This is a genomic window from Georgenia deserti (assembly GCF_042680605.1).
GTDB classification, from domain to species: Bacteria; Actinomycetota; Actinomycetes; order Actinomycetales; family Actinomycetaceae; genus Allobogoriella; species Allobogoriella deserti.
The window spans coordinates 134,590-154,587 of sequence record NZ_JBHUEE010000004.1 but is presented as its reverse complement, the minus strand read 5'-3'; the positions used below and the strand labels follow the sequence as shown (position 1 = coordinate 154,587).

Sequence of the window (19,998 nt, the reverse complement as noted above, 5' to 3'; positions counted from 1 at the left end):
CCCATAGGGTTGGTGCCATGCGTAGAGCGAAGATCGTCTGCACGATCGGCCCGGCCACGGCGTCGGCCGAGAAGATCCAGGAACTCGTCGACGCCGGTATGGACGTCGCTCGGATCAACCGCTCGCACGGCACCGCCGAGGAGCACGAGGTGGTCTACCGCCACGTGCGCGACGCCGCCCAGGCGTCCGGCCGTGCCGTCGCGGTGCTGGTGGACCTCCAGGGCCCGAAGATCCGTCTCGGCGACTTCGCGGGCGGCTCCGAGGAGCTCGCCGAAGGGGACACCTTCACCATCACCACTGAGGACGTGCCCGGCACCAAGGAGCTGGTCTCCACCAGCTATGAGGGGCTTCCCGGAGACTGCAAGCCGGGCGACCGGATCCTCATCGACGACGGCAAGGTCGCCGTGCGTGTCCTCGAGGTCGACGGCCCCCGGGTCGTCACCCGCGTGGAGGTGCCCGGACCGGTCTCGAACCACAAGGGTCTGAACCTTCCCGGCGTTGCGGTCTCCGTCCCGGCGCTGTCGGAGAAAGACAAGGAAGATCTGCGGTGGGGGCTCGAGCTCGGCGCGGACTTCATCGCGCTGTCCTTCGTCCGGCACGCCGCTGACATCGACGACGTCCACGCGATCATGGACGAGGTCGGGCGCCGCGTCCCGGTGGTCGCGAAGATCGAGAAGCCGCAGGCGGTGGACAACCTCGTCGAGATCGTCGACGCCTTCGATGCGCTCATGGTCGCCCGCGGTGACCTCGGCGTCGAGCTCCCGCTGGAGCAGGTTCCGCTGGTGCAGAAGCGGGCGATCGAACTCGCCCGTCGCAACGCCAAGCCGGTGATCGTGGCCACGCAGATGCTGGAGTCCATGGTCTCCAGCCCGCGCCCGACGCGCGCCGAGGCCTCCGACGTCGCGAACGCGATCCTCGACGGCTCGGACGCAGTGATGCTCTCCGGCGAGACGTCGGTCGGTGACTACCCGATCGAGACCGTGCGGACGATGGCGCGGATCGTGGAGAACACCGAGGAGAAGGGCGGCGAGCGCATCGCTCCGCTCGGCTCCAGCCCGCACACGCGCGGCGGTGTCATCACCCGTGCCGCGACCGAGATCGGCGAGATGCTGGACGTGAAGTACCTCGTGACGTTCAGCCAGTCGGGCGACTCCGCCCGGAGGATGTCGCGGCTGCGGTCCTCGATCCCGCTGCTCGCGTTCACGCCGGACCCGGTCACCCGGAACCGGCTGGCCGTGACGTGGGGCATCCAGACCTACACCGTGCCGGAGGTCAGCCACACCGACGACATGGTCAACCAGGTCGACCAGGTGCTGCAGACCACCGGCCTCGCCGCGGAGGGCGACAAGGTCGTCATCGTCGCCGGTATGCCGCCAGGGCGCGCCGGCACGACGAACTCGATCCGCGTGCACAAGATCGGCGAGACGTTCAGCCGCGTCACCGGCTGAGCCAAGCCGCCCGCCGGGCCGGCCTCGCCGGCCGGCGCACTCCGCGACGGCCGACCACGGGTACCCTGGTCGGCGCGCAACGCTCCTGTGGTGGAACTGGTAGACACGCCGCACTCAAAATGCGGTGCCGAGAGGCGTGCGGGTTCGAGTCCCGCCGGGAGCACCTCATGCGTCACCTCGTGGCGTCACCATCGGTTGGGTAATGCTTAAGCCCGGGGCCTCCGTTTCCGCCGGTGGGTCAGCTGCGCTGCGAACGTACGCGTCCGAGTGCGCTCCGGCGATGGTCGTCGACTAAATCGAAAGTCTCTCCATAGACGAAGTTGCGCCCCTCGGAGTCGTGCGGGAGGGCTCGAGCGGATACTTGATGGCGTGGCCGCGCTGCTGGAGCGGCGTCGCCGACAGGCTCGTGACCGATCGACAACGGAGGAGCAGTGAGATGGCCGCGATCCGAGATGTCGTCTTTGACTGCCGGCACGCCGCCTCGCTCGCCCGCTTCTGGGCACAGGCCCTCGACGGTTACACGGTGGCTGCCTACGACGATGACGAGCTCGCGCGGCTACGGGCAATGGGGCTCGACGGCCCGGAGGAGGATCCGTCGGTCCTAGTCGAGGGCCCGGTGGGCAGCCCTCGGTTGTGGTTCCAGGCGGTTCCTGAGTCCAAGACCGTCAAGAACCGCGTCCACCTCGACCTGTCGACGAGGGACGTGGCCGCCGAGGTGCAGCGTCTCATCGATCTCGGCGCCGTCCCGTTTTACCCGCCGTCGCCGGAGGACGGACTCGTCGTCCTCCGGGATCCTGAAGGTAACGAGTTCTGCGTCGTCCAGGCGTGACGCCTGCGCCAGCGGGGCCAGCAGCGTGGCCACGAAGCCCTCCTGTGACGATGGTGAACCGTGCCCGCTGTCGCACGGTCGGCGAGCGCCACGGTACAGCGGGCGCCCAGGCGGGGACGTTGTCGCGTGAGTGCTGTCACGTCGCCGGTTCCGCGGTGTCGTCATGCCCTGGCGCCGCTATAGGCTTGCGCTCGTGACCACGAACGAGAACGACGCCGCTCCCAGCGCCGAAGCGGACGAGGAGACCACCGGCACGATCGAGCTGCCCGGCCCCGAGGCCGGCGCCGCCGACGAGGAGGACGCCGGGACGAAGCGACGTGTCGTCGTCGCCGAGGACGAGACGTTGATCCGCCTGGACATCGTCGAGTCGCTGACCGACGCCGGCTTCGAGGTCGTCGGCGAGGCCGCCAACGGCGAGCAGGCCATCTCGCTCGCCGAGGAGCTCGAACCGGACGTCGTCGTCATGGACGTGAAGATGCCCGTCATGGACGGCATCACCGCGGCCGAGCGCATCATCGGCAACCGGACCTGCGCCGTCGTCATGCTCACCGCCTTCTCGCAGAAGGAGCTTGTCGAGCGGGCCCGGGACGCGGGCGCCATGGCGTACGTCGTCAAGCCCTTCACGCCGGCGGACCTGCTCCCGGCCGTAGAGATCGCCATCTCCCGGCACGACGAGATCACTTCCCTCGAGTCCGAGGTGGCCTCGCTGGCCGAGCAGTTCGAGACGCGCAAGCGCGTGGACCGCGCCAAGGGTCTGCTCATGACCAAGATGGGCCTGAGCGAGCCCGAGGCCTTCAGGTGGATCCAGAAGACCTCGATGGACCGGAGGCTGACCATGCGCGAGGTCGCCGACGCCGTCATCGAACAGGTCGGCGCGAAGAAGTAGCGCTCGGCTGTGGCGCTCTCCCATGGGGCCGGAACGCCGCATCGGCGTCGCACCGAACGCCTGGTGCTCACGGCGGCCGAGGAGACCGACCTCGACGAGCTGTACGCGCTGCACAGCGACCCCAGGGTCTGGGAGCACCTGCCGTCCGGGCGGCACACGACCACGGCCAGGACGGCCCGTGACCTCGCCGAGTACCGCGAGGACTGGGCGGCCGGGCTGGGCTACTGGGTGGCCCGCCTGCCGGACGGCACGTTCGTCGGTATCGGTGGCGTGCGGCTCCGGCCCGCCGGGGTGCTCAACCTCTACTACCGGCTCGTGCCGGAGCAGCAGCGGCGCGGGTATGCGCTCGAGATCGCCCGGGCCGCCATGGACGCCGCCGCCGAGGTGCGGCCGGAGGCACCGGTGACTGCGTTCCTCCTGGAGCACAACACCGCCTCCCGGGCTGTGGCGGAGCGTCTCGGCCTCACCCAGGTGTTTCGCGGCCACGACGCGGGCAACCCGGACCCGCGGGCCGTACGGCTGGTCTACGCGGACCGGCCGCTGACCGAGGCGCAGCTGAACGCCCTCCTTGCCTGACAGGCGCGAGCACGTAGGACCTGCGGGCTCGAGCGGCAGGTCAGTCGTCCCGGTCCAGGATCATGCAGCTCAGTCGGGCGGTGCACACCCGCCGGCCCGCGTCGTCGGTGACCGTGATGTCGTAGGTGGCGGTCCGACGGCCCTGATGCAGCGCCGTCGTCCGGGCGATCACGTGTCCCGACCGGGCCGTGCGGTGGTGCGTGGCGTTGAGCTCGGTGCCCACGACGACCCGGTCGCGGCCGGCGTGGACCCCGGCGGCGACCGACCCGACCGTCTCCGCGAGCGCGGCGGTCGCACCCCCGTGCAGCAGGCCGTGATACTGCGTGTTTCCTGCCACCGGCATTCGCGCCACGACGGACTCCGGCCCCGCCTCGAGGAACTCGATCCCCAGCCGTGCGACGAGCGTGCCGTCCGCGCCCTGGGCGAGCATGGTCAGCACGTCGTCGGTCTGCGACGCAGGACCCGTCACGTCAGTCATGGGCCATAGGGTGACATCCGTGAGTGAAACGAGCACCATCCCGGGCACCACGGGGACGTCGCCGGACCGCCCTCGCCTGCTTCTCGTCGACGGACACTCGATGGCGTTCCGCGCCTACTACGCGCTGCCGGTGGAGAACTTCTCGACGACCACGGGTCAGCACACCAATGCCGTGTACGGCTTCCTCTCGATGCTCATCAAGCTCCTGGACGAGGAGCAGCCGACCCATCTCGCCGTCGCGTTCGACATGGCCGGCGGGACGTTCCGCACCGAGCAGTACGCCGAGTACAAGGCCAACCGCGACGCCGCGCCGGAGCCGTTCGCCGGGCAGATCGATCTCATCCACGAGGTGATGGCGGCGATGAACGTCCCGATCCTCGAGAAGGAGGGGTTCGAGGCGGACGACATCCTCGCCACGTTGGCCGTCGCCGCGGCGAAGCAGGGGATGGAGGTCCTGCTGATCTCGGGCGACCGGGACACGTTCCAGCTGGTCGACGACGACGTCACCGTGCTGTATCCGATCCGCGGCGTCTCCACGCTCACCCGCATGACGCCGACCGCAGTGCTCGAGAAGTATGCCCTGCCGCCGGCGCGTTACCCGGACCTTGCCGCGCTGGTGGGGGAGACGAGCGACAACCTGCCCGGTGTGCCCGGTGTCGGCCCGAAGACCGCCGCGAAATGGGTCAACCAGTACGACGGACTGGACAACGTCATCGCCAACGCGGACCGGATCACCGGCAAGGCGGGTCAGAGCCTGCGGGACCATCTCGACCAGGTCATCCGCAACCGCCAGCTCAACCAGCTCATGATCGACGTCGATCTCCCGCTCGGTGTCGGCGAGCTGGAACGGCGACCGGTCGACCGCGAAGCGGTGCACCAGCTGTTCGACGCCCTCGAGTTCGACGTGTTGCGCGACCGTCTCTTCGCCACGCTGCCGGACACGGTGCCCCAGGAACCGACGCCGGGCCTCGACCTCGACCTGCACGCCGTCGGCGACCTCACCGACGGTCTCGGGCCGTGGCTCGAGGTGCACGCCGGTGCGGGCACCACGGTGGGCCTCGACGTCACCGGCAGCTACGCCCAGGGGGCCGGAGACGCGTGGTCGTTGGCACTGGCGACGGCGACCGGAGCCGCAGTCACGGTCGACATGGCCGACGTCGGACCGGAGGACGAGGCTGCACTTGCCGCATGGCTCGCCGATGCGGACCGGCCCAAGGCCGTGCACGAGGCGAAGACGGCCTGGCACGAGTTGCGCGGTCGCGGGCTCGATCTCGGTGGCGTCGTCTTCGACACCGCACTGGCCGGGTACCTCATCCACCCGGACAACCGGCGTTACGCGCTGGCGGACCTGTCGGTGCGGTACCTCCGGCGCGAACTGGAGGAGGCTGAACCCGACGGGCAGGCCGTGCTCGCCCTCGACGACGCCGCCGGAGCCGACCGGCCCGCGGCGCTTCGCGCGTCCGCCGTCGTCCAGCTCACCGACGTCCTCGGCGAAGAGCTCGAGCGCCGCGGTGGACGGCGGCTGCTGGAGGAGGTCGAGCTGCCCGTACTCACCGTCCTGCGGCGGATGGAACAGACCGGAATCTGCGCCGACGTCGCCAACCTCGAGGACCTGCGTGCGGGTTTCGACAACGCGGTGGAGCGGCATGCGGCCGCCGCATACGACGCCATCGGCCACGAGGTGAACCTCTCCAGCCCGAAGCAGCTCCAGGAGGTGCTCTTCGACGAGCTGGACATGCCGAAGACGAAGAAGACCAAGACCGGCTACACCACGGACGCCGACGCGCTCGCCGATCTCTATGCCAAGACCGAGCACCCGTTCCTCGAGCATCTGCTGGCGCACCGTGACCAGATTCGGCTGCGGCAGACCGCCGAGGGTCTGCTGAAGTCGATCTCGGCCGACGGCCGGATCCATACGACGTTCCACCAGACGATCGCCGCCACCGGTCGGCTGTCCTCGACGGACCCGAACCTGCAGAACATCCCCGTTCGCACGGCCGACGGGTTGCGGCTGCGGGAGGGATTCGTGGTCGGGGACGGGTACGAGGCGCTGATGACCGCCGACTATTCGCAGATCGAGATGCGGATCATGGCGCACCTGTCCGGGGACGAGGGCCTGATCGACGCCTTCAACTCCGGCGAGGACCTGCACTCCTACGTCGCCTCCAGCGTGTTCGAGACCGAGGAGATCACGCCCGCCCAGCGCAGCAAGATCAAGGCCATGAGCTACGGGCTCGCGTACGGCCTCAGCGCGTTCGGTCTCTCGCGTCAGCTGGGCATCGCTCGGGAGGAAGCGCGCGAGCTGATGGACACCTATTTCGAGCGGTTCGGCGGCGTGCGGGACTACCTCACGGGAATCGTCGCGCACGCCCGGCGCACCGGGTACACAGAAACGATCATGGGCCGGCGCCGCTACCTGCCCGACCTGACCAGCGACAACCGGCAACGTCGCGACATGGCCGAACGGATGGCCCTCAACGCCCCCATCCAGGGATCGGCGGCGGACATCATCAAGATGGCGATGATCGGCACCGCCCGGGCGCTTGACGAGTCGGGCCTCCGGTCCCGGATGCTGCTGCAGGTCCACGACGAGCTCGTCCTCGAGGTGGCGCCGGGGGAGGCCGAGCAGGTCGAGCAACTGGTCCGCCGGGAGATGGGCGCCGCGGCGGAACTGTCGGTCCCGTTGGACGTCTCGGTGGGCACCGGCCGCTCCTGGCGCGACGCGGCCCACTGACGAGCCCGAGGCGGAGTGCGGCCGTGAGGGAGGAGTGGCTGCCGGAGCCGGAGGGTGAGGAGGTGGGCCAGTTCAATGCGGCCCACTGACGAGCCCGAGGCGGAGTGCGGCCGTGAGGGAGGAGTGGCTGCCGGAGCCGGAGGGTGAGGAGGTGGGCCAGTTCAATGCGGCCCACTGACGAGCCCGAGGCGGGGAGCAGCCAGGGAGGTCAGGCGCCGGCCGTCCAGCCCGACCAGCGAGCGACCGGCAGGTGGAGCAGCGGGCCGTCCGGCTGGTGTTCGGCGTAGGCCGGGTACTTGGCCACCAGTGCATCGAGCGCTGAGACGCCGCGCACGCCGGCCGGGGTGTCCTGTTCGGCGAGTGGTCGGACCTCGGCACCGTCGACGTCGGCCCGCACCCACCACAGCCGCGTCCAGTCGTCTTCGTAGTGGTCGACGAGGAGGGCCGCGCGGGGGTTCTCGGTGAGGTTGCGCAGCCGGCGCAGCCGCGTCGTCGTCTTGGGTTTGTGGTCCACCGCGACGACGACCGCCGCACCGGTGGGTGCGGCGGCGTCGGGGAGGACAGCGAACGTCACCGGCACCACGTGCGGCTGACCGCCCTCGTCCGCCGTCGCCAGATGGGCGATCCGGGCCGCGGCGAAACTGTTCCGGCAGGCGTCGCTCTCGAGCCGCGCCATCAGGGCCTCTGGGTCACGAAGATGGCGGTCCCCGGCAGGAGGCGACCCCGTTCCGGCCCCCAGCCGCCCCAGACCTGCTGAAGATCATCGGGCCACTCGGGTTCGACGAGGTCCTCGAGCACCAGGCCCGCCGAGACGACGTCGCGCACGTGGTCCCCGAGGGTGCGGTGGAACTCGGCGTAGAGGGGAGCCCCGGAACGATCGCGTTCGACGTACGGGGTCCGGTCGAAGTAGGACCGGCTGACCGTCAGGCCACGCTCCGTCGGATCGTCCGGGAACGCCCACCGCATCGGGTGGGTCACCGAGAAGACCCAGCGCCCACCCGGCCGGAGGATCCGCGCCACCTCCCGGTGCACGGCCCCGGCGTCGGGGACGAAGGGCAGCGCCCCGAACGCGGTGAACGCCACGTCGAAGACCCCGTCGTCGAAGGGCAGGTGCCGGGCGTCCGCCAGCACCCGCGGCACGGCCGTTCCGGTTGCTGCGTCCAACTCTGCGGCACGCTCCAGCATCCCGGCGGAGGCGTCACTGGCCAGGACGTCGACCCCGCGCGCCGCCAGCCACCGGGCGCACTGCGCCGCACCACAGCCGATCTCGAGGACCCGCGAAGCCCGCAACGCCTCCAGTGGGCCGAGGAGCGCGACATCGGCCTCGCGCACTCCTTCCGGCGACCAGCAGAAGTCGGCCGCGCCGAGGAAGCCGCCGTGCTCGGCCAGGTACGACTCGGACGCCGCGGTCCACCAGCGGGCGTTGGCCTCCGCCGCGGCCTCGCCGTCGACACGTTCATAGCCGGCCGATACCGGTGCTGTCGGCTCGCCGGACTCTGCGGTGTCGTCGACGGCGGAGAGTGTGTCGTCGTTCTCAGTCACGTGACCAGTGTCCTCGGCACACGCCGGCACCGGGTACCTTGCTGCCGAAAGGGGGACGTGGTGCGTGATCGCGGCGACAAGGAGCCGTATGGCGACTACGGGGCGGCACCGAGGCCGGGTAGCGGCCGGCGAAGCAACCCGTACGGCCGGCTCGTCCGGCGGCTGAGGGACGACCGGGCCGGTCGTCGGCACCACGGTGGTCCTCACGAGAGCGAGGCGGGTCATGCCTGGCCGGACCCTTCAGCGGCGACGGCGGGTCCGCCGTACCAGGCGGAAACGAACCAGGAAGGGCAGCCCGGTGCCGGACCGCAGCCCCCGCCGCCGCGGGCGGCCGAGCGCCTGGACTCGCCGCGGGCCACCGGGCCGTCCTCCTCGCCCGTGCCACCTCGGAACCCCTGGACCCGGACGCGGAGCCGACTCCGGCGGCGCGCGTTGGTGATCGGCGCCGTCGTCGTCGTGCTGCTTCTGGTGCGTGCCGTCTCCGCACTCTCCGACGGAGGTGAGAGCCGGTCGGACTCGGGCGCGACACCCGATGACACCGCCCGCCCGAACGACGTCGGCGCCACCTGGGTGGTCCAGGACGCTGACCTGCGGCCCGAGCTGGACGAACCGGACTTCGTCGGCGAACTCGACGGCTCGTTCGACGGCAACTACCTCGTCGACGCCGGTCCGGCCTGGCTCGCCATGACCGGCGACGAGGCCGGCGGCGACATCGCCCTGCACGGCCTCGACCCGGAATCCGGTGAGGAGGTCTGGCGTCGCGAGCTCGACGGCGGCCTGTGCGCACCCGACCCGTTGCCGGACGGCCTCGTCTTCTGCGCCTCCGCCCTGCAGCGGGACAGGGCCACGGACCTCGGGACCCGGTGGCGCCTGCACCTCCTCGACCCTGCCACCGGCCAGGACGCCCGCACCGCCGATGTGGAGGCATGGGCCAGCGCCGTGCACGTGGCCGGGGAGACACTCATGGTGCTGGAGGAACGCGAACCGTCCCCGCACGCCGTCGTCTCCGGATTCACAGCACAGCTGGAGCCCCGGTGGAGCCTGGACCTGGCCGGCCGTGAGCACCATGACGATCTGTTCTCCGACGACCGCATCATCGGTCGCCCCGGGCCGGGGGTGGAGCGCGACGGCCCGATCATGGACCGCACCCGCTTCCGTGACGTCGGCCCGCGCGGCCGGACGGTCGCGATCTGGGCAGGGATGGCGACGGCGTTCGTCGACCCGGCGAGCGGCGAGCTGCTCGGGCTCCCGTGGTGCTCTCGGCTGGTCGACGACGGCGAACGCCTCTGGTGCAACGAACCGGACGGTGCGGTCGCCTACTCCTACAGCCTCGACGAGCTCCATCGAGTCGAGCGGATCCGGCTGCTGTTCCCGGGCACGGACGGCGGCGCAGCGACCGACGTCACCCGTCCGGTCTTCGCCGACGAGGACGGCCGCGTGTTCTCCGTCGACCGCGGGACCGGGCACGTCAACGGCCCGTTCGCCGACCTGGGCACCGGTTCGGCCTTCGGGCAGACCATCGAACCGAGCGTGTCGACCTCGAAGGGGCACACATTCATCTCCGGTGAGAACGGACTGGCGCTGCTGACGCCGGGAAGCGACGAGTTGGCCTGGTTCAACCGTGAGGTGGACAACGTCGACGCACCCATCGTCCGCGAGGACGACCTCCTCGCCGGCACCTTCGAGTTCCGCCTGCTCTCCCTCTCCGACGGCAGAGAACGGCACGTGCTGCGGCAGCCGTACGGCATCTACACCGTGCCCGTGGGCGAGGAGATCGCCGGCGTGGGACTCGACGAGCTCGCCCTGCTCGACATCCCGTGACAGGCGAGACGGATCTCACGGCCGCTCGGTGCTCGCCTGCCACCAGCCCGGTTGCCGCCTCTCGTGCGCCGTCGGTAGCATCACTCTTTGGCGCAGTGCGGCCTTGGCTGCGCGCGCCTGAGTCACCATGTGGCGTCCGCGAGGCCGGCAACGCCGGCTCGTGGACGTCGACACAACATCATCCTGTCCACCCTGTACGTCGCACCGACGTCCTGTTCCTGTCCGCATCGGAGTCCACAGCTCAATGACCACCACTACGCCCACCCAGCCGACGTCCCCTCAGGTGGCCGTCAACGACATCGGGAGCGAGGACGAACTCCTCGCCGCGATCGACGAGACCATCAAGTACTTCAACGACGGGGACATCGTCGAGGGCACCATCGTCAAGGTCGACCGGGACGAGGTTCTCCTCGATATCGGTTACAAGACCGAGGGCGTGATCCTTTCCCGCGAGCTGTCGATCAAGCACGACGTCGACCCCGAAGAGGTCGTCGCCGTCGGTGACCAGATCGAGGCTCTGGTTCTCCAGAAGGAGGACAAGGAAGGGCGTCTGCTCCTGTCGAAGAAGCGCGCACAGTACGAGCGCGCCTGGAGCACCATCGAGAAGATCAAGGACGAGGACGGCGTCGTGACCGGCACCGTCATCGAGGTCGTCAAGGGCGGCCTCATCCTCGACATCGGCCTGCGCGGCTTCCTCCCCGCCTCCCTGGTGGAGATGCGGCGCGTGCGCGACCTGCAGCCCTACGTCGGTCGCGAGCTCGAGGCCAAGATCATCGAGCTCGACAAGAACCGCAACAACGTGGTGCTCTCCCGCCGCGCCTGGCTCGAGCAGACCCAGTCCGAGGTCCGCTCCAACTTCCTGCAGACCCTGCAGAAGGGGCAGGTCCGCCAGGGCGTCGTCTCCTCGATCGTCAACTTCGGCGCGTTCGTGGACCTGGGCGGTGTGGACGGCCTCGTGCACGTCTCCGAGCTGTCCTGGAAGCACATCGACCACCCGAACGAGATCGTCGAGGTCGGCCAGGAGGTCACGGTCGAGGTCCTCGACGTCGACATGGACCGCGAGCGCGTCTCCCTCTCGCTCAAGGCGACGCAGGAGGACCCGTGGCAGGCCTTCGCCCGCACGCACGCCATCGGCCAGGTTGTGCCCGGCAAGGTCACGAAGCTCGTGCCGTTCGGTGCGTTCGTCCGCGTCGAGGACGGCATCGAGGGCCTGGTGCACATCTCCGAGCTGGCCCAGCGCCACATCGAGGTGCCGGAGCAGGTCGCCAAGGTCGGTGACGAGGTCTTCGTCAAGGTCATCGACATCGACCTGGAGCGTCGCCGGATCTCGCTGTCCCTGAAGCAGGCCAACGAGGGCGTCGACCCGAACAGCGACGACTTCGACCCGTCGCTGTACGGCATGGCCGCGGAGTACGACGAGCAGGGCAACTACAAGTACCCCGAGGGCTTCGACCCGGAGACCAACGAGTGGCTCGAGGGCTACGAGGCGCAGCGCGAGGCCTGGGAGGCCGAGTACGCCAAGGCCCACGAGCGCTGGGAGGCCCACAAGGAGCAGGTCCGCGCCGCCATGGAGGCCGACGCCGCGGCGTCCGAGTCCGGCGAGGCCGCGCCTGCTGCCGCTGCCGCACCGGCGACCTACACCTCCACGCAGGACCAGTCCGGCGGGACGCTCGCCTCGGACGAGGCCCTGGCCGCCCTCCGGGAGAAGCTCACCGGCAACTGACACCGGTCAGGACGCTGTCTCAGCTCCCATACACGAGGCCCGCCACCGAACGGTGGCGGGCCTCGTCGCGTCTGCCGGGAAGACCGGCACCACTACGTCACGCGAGGGACGCGTCCAGGGTGATCGGAACCGCCTGGAGCGCCTGGCTGACGGGGCAGCCGGACTTGGCGCCGTCGGCAATCTTCTGGAAGTCCTCCGCGGAGATGTCCGGCACCTGCGCCCGCACGCTGAGCGCGATCCCCGTGATGCCCTCCCCGGCCACGAACGTGACCTCCGCCGAGGTCTGCAGCTGAGTCGGGGGCGTGCCGTTGTTGGTGAGTTCGTTGGACAACGCCATCGAGAAGCAGGTGGCGTGGGAAGCGGCGAGCAGCTCCTCTGGGTTCGTCCTGCCCTGATGCGACTCGGCGCGGCTGCTCCAGGCGACGTCGAACGCCGCCGCACCGGAGGAGTCGAGGTTCGTGCTCCCCGACCCCTCGAACAGGGTGCCGTTCCACGTGGTGCTGGCCTTGCTCACGATCGGGTTGGGCATGTGCGCTCCTTCGGATCTACGCCGGTCCGGCAGCGACCGCCGGCGGCGTCCGGTTGGGTCACCGCCATCCTGCCGCGCCGGATCGCCGGACGGCTACCGCTGGCATGTCGCGGCACGGTCGGGCCGCTGTGCGAGCGCGTCCGACGCCGTAGTCTCGAGGTCATGGTCAGGATCGGTCTCACCGGCGGCATCGCCGCCGGCAAGTCCGTTGCTGCGCGCCGCTTCGGTGAGCTGGGCGCCGTCGTCATCGATCACGACGTGCTGGCACGTGAGGCTGTCGCGGACGGCTCCGTCGGGTTGCGCTGGATCACCGAGACGTTCGGCGACGGCGTGTTGGATGCCGAGGGCGCGCTCGATCGCGCAGCCCTGGGCGCGGTGGTCTTCGGCGACCCCGTGGCGCGTGAGCGTCTCAACGCCATCGTCCATCCGCAGGTCCGGCGCCTGTCCGCCGAGCGGGAGGCCGCGGCGCGAGAGGCCGGCGCAGAGACGGTGGTCCACGACATCCCCCTGCTGGTGGAGACGCACCAGGGGGAGAGCTTCGATGTCCTCGTCGTCGTGCACACCCCGGCCGAGGAACGCCTACGCCGGCTCACGGCGGGACGCGGCATGAACGAGGTGGACGCGCAGGCGCGGATCGACGCCCAGGCGAGTGACGACGAACGGCTCGCCGCGGCCGACGTGGTCCTGGACGGCACCGGGTCCGAGGAGAACCTGCGCCGCCAGGTCGACGACTTCTGGGCGGACCGGGTCACAACGCCTGGATGATCTTCTCCACCTGCTCCTTCGCGTCGCCGAACAGCATGGCGGTGTTGTCGCGGAAGAACAGCGGATTCTGCACGCCGGCGTATCCGGTGGCCATGGAGCGTTTGAAGACAACGACGTCGCGTGCCTTCCACACCTCGAGCACCGGCATGCCGGCGATGGGCGAGCCGGGGTCCTCCTGCGCGGCAGGATTGACGGTGTCATTGGCACCGATCACCAGTACGACGTCGGTATCCGCGAAGTCGCCGTTGATCTCGTCCATGCCGAGGACGACGTCGTAGGGCACCTTGGCCTCGGCCAGAAGGACGTTCATGTGGCCGGGCAGCCGTCCGGCGACCGGATGGACGCCGAACCGCACCTGCACGCCACGACCGCGCAGCTTGGCCGCCAGATCGGCGAGCGGGTACTGCGCCTTCGCCACCGCCATGCCGTAGCCGGGCGCCACGATCACCGAACGGGCGCCACGGAGCTGCTCGGCGACCTCGCCGGGGAAGGTCTCACGGTGTTCGCCGTCCGGGCCGGCCCCCGTTGCGGCGACACCGTCCTCGGCGCCGAACCCGCCCAGGATCACCGAGACGAACGAGCGGTTCATGGCGCGGCACATGAGGTAGCTGAGGATCGCACCGGAGGAGCCGACGAGGGCGCCGGTGATGATGAGCAGGTCGTTGCCGAGCATGAACCCCGCGGCGGCCGCCGCCCAGCCGGAGTAGGAGTTCAGCATCGAGACCACGACCGGCATGTCTCCCCCGCCGATCGAGGCCACGAGATGCCATCCGAGCGCGAGGGCCGCTGCCGTCGTGATAGCCAGCGGCAGCAGTCCGGAGGGCGCACCGGTACCGGCCTCGCGCGTCCCCGCGACGATGTACCACGCCATCAGAGCCGCCAGCGCCAGCGCGGCCGCCAGGTTGAGGCCGTTCCGGCCGGGCAGGTGCAGCGGCGCGCTCCGGATCCGCCCTGCAAGCTTGAGGTGCGCCACGACGGAGCCGGTGAACGTCACGGCGCCGACCAGGACGCCCAGGAACACCTCGACCAGGTGGACGGTGTCCGTCTCTGGTTCGGTCAAGTAGGACGCGTAGCCCACCAGCACGGCTGCGAGCCCGACGAAGGAGTGCAGCAGCGCGATCAGCTCGGGAATCTGTGTCATCTCCACCGTGCGTGCGCGCCAGATTCCGACCGTCGCGCCAACGACGAAGACGAGCACGATGAGACCGGCCGTCTGCTCCCAGGGCCGCTCCGAGCGGTCGAGCGCGAGCACCACGGTGGCGATGAGGGCCAAGACCATCCCACCGATACCGAGGACGTTGCCGCGGCGTGCGGTCTCCTGCTTGGACAGGCCGGCGAGCGAGAGGATGAACAGGACGGCGGCCACGAGGTAGCTGCCCTGGACCACGGAGACGACACTCATCCCCGCCCCCTCACCGCTCCGCCGTCCGGAACATGGCGAGCATCTTCCGGGTGACGAGGAACCCGCCGAAGACGTTGATCGCGGCGACCGAGGCGGCGACGACGGCAAGCGTGGTCACCACCCACGATTCGTTGCCGACCTGCAGGAGTGCGCCGACGAGGATGATGCCGCTGATCGCGTTGGTCTGACTCATCAGCGGCGTGTGGAGCGAATGGATCACGGAGGAGATGACGTAGAAGCCGACGATGACGGCGAGTACGAAGACCACGACGTGGCCGCCGACGTCGGACGGCGAGGAGGCGACGGCGAGTCCGGCCAACGCGACCGCCAGACCCAGCAGCAGGCCGCGCCGACGCACCTGGCCGCCGGACGCCGCGGTGTCCGGCTCCGGCTCGGTCGTCGCCGCAGCGGCGCCGGCGGGCGACGAGGGCATGGTCGCCGTGACGGAGACGGGCGGTGGCGGCCACAGCACCTCGCCATCGCGGGCGACGGTCATCCCGCGTACGACGGCGTCCTCGAGGTCCACGGTGAGCTCGCCGTCCCGTCCCGGCGTCATGAGCGCGAGCAGATTCGCGATGTTGGTGCCGATGAGCTGGGAGGTGTGCTGCGGCAGTCGGTCAGGCAGATCCGTCCAACCGAGGACGATGACACCGCTGTCGGTGACGACCCGCTCTCCGGGTACGGTCGCCTCTGCGTTGCCACCACCGGGAGCGGCGAGGTCGACGATCACCGAGCCGGGCCGCATGGCGGCGATCGTCTCGGCGGTGACCGTCGTCGGGGCGGTGCCGCGCACGAGGGCGGTCGTGATGACGATGTCGGCGTCCGCGCACTCGGCGGCGTACAGCCGCCGGGTGGCCGCCTCCTGGTCCTCGGTCAACGCCCCGGCGTAACCGTCGGCAGTCGCCCCACTGGTGGCCTCCGCCGCCTGGACGAAGGTGGCGCCCATCGACTCCACCTGCTCGCCGGCTTCCGGCCGTACGTCGAAGGCCCGGACCTGTGCACCGAGGCTGGACGCCGTCCCGATGGCCGCGAGACCGGCGACGCCGGCTCCGATGACGAAGACCTTCGCGGGCGCCGTCGTCCCGGCTGCGGTGACCTGCCCGGCGAACATGCCGCCGAATTCCTGGGCCGCCTCGATGACCGCCCGGTACCCGGCCACGTTGGACAGGGCGGAGAGCACGTCGAGCGACTGTGCGCGTGAGATCCGCGGCACTGCGTCGAGCGCCAGCGCGGTGATGCGCCGTTCGGCGAGGAGGTCGAGCAGCTCGGGGCGGGTGCCGGGGGCGAGTTGGCCGATGAGCGTGGCCCCGGGCCGGAGCAGATCGATCTCGCGCCGCGTGGGCGTCCCGACGGCGGCCACGACATCGGCTCCCCAAGCCTCGGCGGTGTCGCCGATCCGGGCACCGGCCTCGACGTAGGAGCGGTTCGGCAGGCGTGCCCGCTCGCCTGCGCCGGACTCGACGAGGACCTCGTAGCCGAGCTGAACGAGGCGGCGCACGGTGGCCGGTGTCGCGGACACCAGCCGCGCGTGCTCGTGCGGTTCACGGGGAATGCCGATCCTCATGCGCCCTCCCGACCACGGTGTCTGGCGCCAACGTAACGCCCGGGGCGGCCCGGCGCAGGCGTGTGCACGCCGGACACGCCGACCGGCGGGTACGGCGCAGGCCCCGGTCACGCTGTGACGCCCGTCGCCCTGCCCCACGCCGTGTCAGTGCCGCGCCGTACCGTAGTGACATGCGCCCCGTGACCGACCTGCAACGGACCGTCGCCCCGTTCGAGGTGGTCTCCGACTACAGCCCGTCGGGTGACCAGCCGACGGCGATCGCCGAGCTCGCCGACCGCATCAACGCCGGCGAGAAGGACGTCGTGCTGCTCGGTGCCACCGGCACGGGAAAGTCCGCGACCACGGCGTGGCTCGTCGAGCGGATCCAGCGTCCGACGCTCGTCATGGCGCCGAACAAGACGTTGGCGGCCCAGCTCGCCACGGAGTTCCGCGAACTGCTACCGCACAACGCCGTCGAGTACTTCGTCTCGTACTACGACTACTACCAGCCTGAGGCTTACGTGCCGCAGACGGACACGTACATCGAGAAGGACTCCTCGATCAACGACGAGGTCGAACGACTGCGGCACAGCGCCACCAACTCGTTGCTGACCCGGCGGGATACGGTCGTCGTCGCTTCGGTCTCCTGCATCTACGGTCTCGGTACGCCGCAGGAGTATGTCGACCGGATGGTCCAGCTCCACGTGGGCCAGCAGCTCGAGCGCGACGAGCTCCTGCGGCAGTTCGTCCAGATGCAGTACACGCGTAACGACATGGCGTTCTCCCGCGGCACGTTCCGGGTCCGTGGCGACACGATCGAGATCATCCCGGTCTACGAAGAGCTCGCGATCCGGATCGAGATGTTCGGGGACGAGATCGATGCGCTGAGCACGCTGCACCCGGTCAGCGGAGAGGTCATTCGCTCCGAGGAGTCCGTCCACCTGTTCCCGGCGACCCACTACGTCGCCGGACCCGAGCGGATGGAGCGTGCCATCGCGGGGATCGAGGCCGAGCTCGCGGAACGGCTGGAGGAGCTCGAGCGGCAGAACAAGCTTCTCGAGGCCCAACGGCTGCGGATGCGCACGACCTACGACATCGAGATGATGCGCCAGATCGGGACGTGCTCCGGCATCGAGAACTATTCGCGGCACATCGACGGTCGCGCACCTGGAAGCGCGCCGAACACCTTGCTCGACTATTTCCCGGAGGACTTCGTCCTCGTGATCGACGAGTCCCACGTGACCGTGCCGCAGATCGGGGCCATGTTCGAGGGCGACATGTCGAGAAAGCGCACGCTGGTCGAACACGGGTTCCGGCTGCCTTCGGCAGTCGACAACCGTCCGCTGCGCTGGGAGGAGTTTCTCGAGCGGATCGGCCAGACCGTCTACCTCTCGGCCACCCCGGGACCGTACGAACTCAGCCAGTCCGACGGCGTCGTCGAGCAGATCATCCGCCCGACGGGCCTGGTGGACCCCGAGGTGGTCGTCAAGCCCACCAAGGGGCAGATCGACGATCTGCTCGGGGAGATCAACGAACGCGTCGGACGCGACGAGCGCGTCCTGGTCACCACGCTGACCAAGAAGATGGCTGAGGACCTGACCGACTACCTGCTCGAGCGGGGCATTCAGGTGCGCTACCTGCACTCCGACGTCGACACGCTCAAGCGGGTGGAGCTGCTCCGCGAGCTGCGACTAGGCACGTTCGACGTCCTCGTCGGCATCAACCTGCTGCGTGAAGGTCTCGACCTGCCGGAGGTCTCGCTCGTCTCGATCCTCGACGCCGACAAAGAAGGCTTTCTGCGCTCGGAGACCTCTCTCATCCAGACCATCGGGCGGGCCGCCCGGAACGTGTCCGGACAGGTCCACATGTACGCCGACACCGTCACGCCGTCGATGGCGAGCGCGATCGAGGAGACGAACCGCCGCCGTGCCAAGCAGCTCGCCTACAACGAGGAGCACGGGGTGGAGCCGCAGGCGCTGCGCAAACGGATCGCGGACGTGACCGACATGCTCGCGCGCGAAGACGTCGACACCGCCGAGCTGCTCGAGGGCGGCTACCGCGGTGCCGGCTCCGGACCGAGCAGGAAGCAGAAGCAGGCGGCAGGGGAGACGACGCGGGAGAAGCTCGCCGGTGCGGCCTCGAGCGACCTCGCCCAGCTCATCCAAGACCTCTCCGACCAGATGCACGCGGCCGCCGAGGACCTCCAGTTCGAGCTCGCCGCGCGATTGCGGGACGAGATTGCCGACCTCAAGAAGGAGCTGCGGCAGATGACGGCCGCGAACGCCTGAGGACCGCCGCGCGGCGTGCGTCCGACGTCACGCGGGCAGCTGTCGCCGACGCCGTCGCGCTGACGTACTCTTGTCCGCGGGAGGGGAGTATTCCCTGATCGGTGGAGTCGTCATCACGGCGAGCAGCCTGGCCCGCTCGGTTCCACCGGCCCGGATCGACTGAGGGCCCACTACGGCGCCGGTCGGATCGGGTGGAAGAGACCTCCGGTACCTACCCCTACGTACCGGAGGATTCCGTGGACGTCCACGCGCTCGGCTGGTTCTCGCTCGTCGGCCTCATCGTCGTCATGATCGCGGTCGACATCGTCGGCCACCTACGCAACCCGCACGCCCCGTCCATCAAGGAAGCGGCATGGTGGTCCGCCGCCTACGTCGCCATGGCGATCGTGTTCGGCTTCATCGTCTGGGGCGTCTGGGGCCACGAGCACGGCACCGGCTACTTCACCGGGTACCTGCTCGAGAAGAGCCTCTCGATCGACAACCTCTTCGTGTTCGTCATCATCATCGCGGCGTTCAAGGTGCCTCGGAAGTATCAGCAGGAGGTCCTGCTCGCCGGGATCGTCATCGCGATCGTCCTTCGCGGCATCTTCATCGCGATCGGCGCCACCGTGGTCGAACGGTGGTCCGACGTCTTCTTCCTCTTCGGTGCCATCCTCATCTACGCCGCCATCAGCCAGGCCCGCGAAGGCACTGTCGACACCGGGGAGGACGAGGGATACCAGGAGAACGCCTTCGTCCGCCTGGTCCGCCGCGTCGTCCCGGTCACCGAGGGCTTCGTCGGCGGCAAGATGCTCCACCGCCACCACGGGCGGACCATGATCACCCCGTTGCTCCTCGCCATCATCGCGATCGGCAGCGCTGACCTCGTCTTCGCCGTCGACTCCATTCCCGCGATCTACAGCGTCACGCACGAGCCGTACCTGATCTTCGCGGCCAACGCGTTCTCACTGCTGGGACTGCGGCAGCTGTACTTCCTCATCGACGGGCTCCTCGACAAGCTCGTGTACCTGCACTACGGCCTCGCGGCGATCCTCGCTTTCATCGGTGTCAAGCAGGTCATCCACGCCCTTCACGAGACGGAGCTGGGCTTCCTCCAGTTCTACGACTGGCACAGCATCCCCGAGCCCGACCAGTACGTCTCCCTCGGCTGGATCGTCGGCGTGCTGATCGTCACCGTGATCGCCAGCCTCCGCCGCAACGCGAAGGACCGGCGCCTCGCCGCGGTCGAAGGCGTCATGGTCCGTCCCGGCGAAGACCTCACGCAGGCTCGCGCGCGCCTGGCCCGTGAGGAGCGCGAGCGCGAGGAGAGCTGAGACCGATCGGGCGACACCCTGTCCGGGGTGCTCGCTCGTGCTCGTCACCCCTGGTGTTGGATGGTCGGGGTTCCTCGCACTCCGCTCGTTCCTCGCTCGTGCTCGTCACCCCTGGTGTTGG

Annotated in this window: 16 protein-coding genes and 1 tRNA gene; 11 read left to right on the top strand and 6 right to left on the bottom strand. The window is 69.7% G+C overall.

Annotation, left to right across the window (positions count from 1 at the left end; genetic code table 11):
• The first annotated feature begins 17 nt into the window (after nucleotides 1-17).
• From pyk to ACFSE6_RS09185, 5 genes are all read left to right on the top strand, one after another.
• A complete protein-coding gene (gene pyk / locus ACFSE6_RS09205) occupies nucleotides 18-1,448 on the top strand; it encodes a pyruvate kinase (RefSeq protein ID WP_388005444.1) in 1,431 nt (476 codons plus the stop codon).
• An 81-nt stretch (nucleotides 1,449-1,529) separates the two neighbouring features.
• Nucleotides 1,530-1,611, top strand: a tRNA-Leu gene (locus ACFSE6_RS09200).
• A gap of 273 nt (nucleotides 1,612-1,884) precedes the next feature.
• Nucleotides 1,885-2,277, top strand: a complete 393-nt coding sequence (locus ACFSE6_RS09195) for a VOC family protein (protein WP_388005441.1) — start codon at nucleotides 1,885-1,887, stop codon at nucleotides 2,275-2,277.
• 256 nt (nucleotides 2,278-2,533) lie between these two features.
• Nucleotides 2,534-3,163, top strand: a complete 630-nt coding sequence (locus ACFSE6_RS09190) for an ANTAR domain-containing response regulator (RefSeq protein WP_388005953.1) — start codon at nucleotides 2,534-2,536, stop codon at nucleotides 3,161-3,163.
• A gap of 9 nt (nucleotides 3,164-3,172) precedes the next feature.
• A complete protein-coding gene (locus ACFSE6_RS09185) occupies nucleotides 3,173-3,739 on the top strand; it encodes a GNAT family N-acetyltransferase (RefSeq protein ID WP_388005438.1) in 567 nt (188 codons plus the stop codon).
• 40 nt (nucleotides 3,740-3,779) lie between these two features.
• On the opposite strand, the gene ACFSE6_RS09180 is transcribed toward ACFSE6_RS09185, so the two are convergent.
• Nucleotides 3,780-4,217: a PaaI family thioesterase gene (locus ACFSE6_RS09180; protein ID WP_388005435.1), complete on the bottom strand. Its 438-nt coding sequence runs from the start codon at nucleotides 4,215-4,217 to the stop codon at nucleotides 3,780-3,782.
• Between ACFSE6_RS09180 and polA the strand changes: the two genes are divergently transcribed.
• The gene (gene polA / locus ACFSE6_RS09175) at nucleotides 4,216-6,951 is read left to right on the top strand and encodes a DNA polymerase I (RefSeq protein ID WP_388005432.1); all 2,736 of its coding nucleotides are present in this window, start codon (nucleotides 4,216-4,218) and stop codon (nucleotides 6,949-6,951) included. The genes ACFSE6_RS09180 and polA overlap by 2 nt on opposite strands.
• A 208-nt stretch (nucleotides 6,952-7,159) precedes the next feature.
• On the opposite strand, the gene ACFSE6_RS09170 is transcribed toward polA, so the two are convergent.
• Both ACFSE6_RS09170 and ACFSE6_RS09165 read right to left on the bottom strand, forming a co-directional pair.
• Entirely contained in the window at nucleotides 7,160-7,627 is a 468-nt protein-coding gene (locus ACFSE6_RS09170; protein WP_388005429.1) for a TIGR03668 family PPOX class F420-dependent oxidoreductase, read from the bottom strand.
• Complete coding sequence (locus ACFSE6_RS09165; protein WP_388005426.1) at nucleotides 7,627-8,493, bottom strand: class I SAM-dependent methyltransferase; 867 nt, start codon at nucleotides 8,491-8,493, stop codon at nucleotides 7,627-7,629. Before ACFSE6_RS09165 ends, ACFSE6_RS09170 begins: the two co-directional genes overlap by 1 nt.
• Nucleotides 8,494-8,928: 435 nt before the next feature.
• Between ACFSE6_RS09165 and ACFSE6_RS09160 the strand changes: the two genes are divergently transcribed.
• Nucleotides 8,929-10,314 carry a hypothetical protein gene (locus ACFSE6_RS09160; RefSeq protein WP_388005423.1) on the top strand — a complete coding sequence of 462 codons (1,386 nt, stop codon included), beginning with the start codon at nucleotides 8,929-8,931 and terminating at the stop codon, nucleotides 10,312-10,314.
• A gap of 244 nt (nucleotides 10,315-10,558) precedes the next feature.
• Nucleotides 10,559-12,037: a 30S ribosomal protein S1 gene (gene rpsA, locus ACFSE6_RS09155; protein ID WP_388005420.1), complete on the top strand. Its 1,479-nt coding sequence runs from the start codon at nucleotides 10,559-10,561 to the stop codon at nucleotides 12,035-12,037.
• Nucleotides 12,038-12,134: 97 nt separating this feature from the next.
• On the opposite strand, the gene ACFSE6_RS09150 is transcribed toward rpsA, so the two are convergent.
• Nucleotides 12,135-12,566 carry an OsmC family peroxiredoxin gene (locus ACFSE6_RS09150; protein WP_388005417.1) on the bottom strand — a complete coding sequence of 144 codons (432 nt, stop codon included), beginning with the start codon at nucleotides 12,564-12,566 and terminating at the stop codon, nucleotides 12,135-12,137.
• 162 nt (nucleotides 12,567-12,728) lie between these two features.
• Here ACFSE6_RS09150 and coaE point away from each other — a divergent pair, with 162 nt between their 5' ends.
• Complete coding sequence (coaE, locus tag ACFSE6_RS09145) at nucleotides 12,729-13,331, top strand: dephospho-CoA kinase (protein ID WP_388005414.1); 603 nt, start codon at nucleotides 12,729-12,731, stop codon at nucleotides 13,329-13,331.
• On the opposite strand, the gene pntB is transcribed toward coaE, so the two are convergent.
• Both pntB and ACFSE6_RS09135 read right to left on the bottom strand, forming a co-directional pair.
• On the bottom strand, nucleotides 13,315-14,733 hold the full coding sequence (gene pntB / locus ACFSE6_RS09140; RefSeq protein ID WP_388005411.1) for a Re/Si-specific NAD(P)(+) transhydrogenase subunit beta: 1,419 nt from the start codon (nucleotides 14,731-14,733) through the stop codon (nucleotides 13,315-13,317). The two genes, coaE and pntB, sit on opposite strands and share 17 nt — an antisense overlap.
• A 10-nt stretch (nucleotides 14,734-14,743) precedes the next feature.
• Nucleotides 14,744-16,297, bottom strand: a complete 1,554-nt coding sequence (locus ACFSE6_RS09135; RefSeq protein WP_388005408.1) for a Re/Si-specific NAD(P)(+) transhydrogenase subunit alpha — start codon at nucleotides 16,295-16,297, stop codon at nucleotides 14,744-14,746.
• Nucleotides 16,298-16,467: 170 nt separating this feature from the next.
• Between ACFSE6_RS09135 and uvrB the strand changes: the two genes are divergently transcribed.
• Both uvrB and ACFSE6_RS09125 read left to right on the top strand, forming a co-directional pair.
• Nucleotides 16,468-18,564, top strand: coding sequence for an excinuclease ABC subunit UvrB (gene uvrB, locus ACFSE6_RS09130; RefSeq protein WP_388005405.1), 2,097 nt, complete (start codon nucleotides 16,468-16,470; stop codon nucleotides 18,562-18,564).
• Between the two features lie 236 nt (nucleotides 18,565-18,800).
• Nucleotides 18,801-19,877, top strand: coding sequence for a TerC/Alx family metal homeostasis membrane protein (locus tag ACFSE6_RS09125; protein ID WP_465254138.1), 1,077 nt, complete (start codon nucleotides 18,801-18,803; stop codon nucleotides 19,875-19,877).
• Nucleotides 19,878-19,998: the final 121 nt, after the last annotated feature.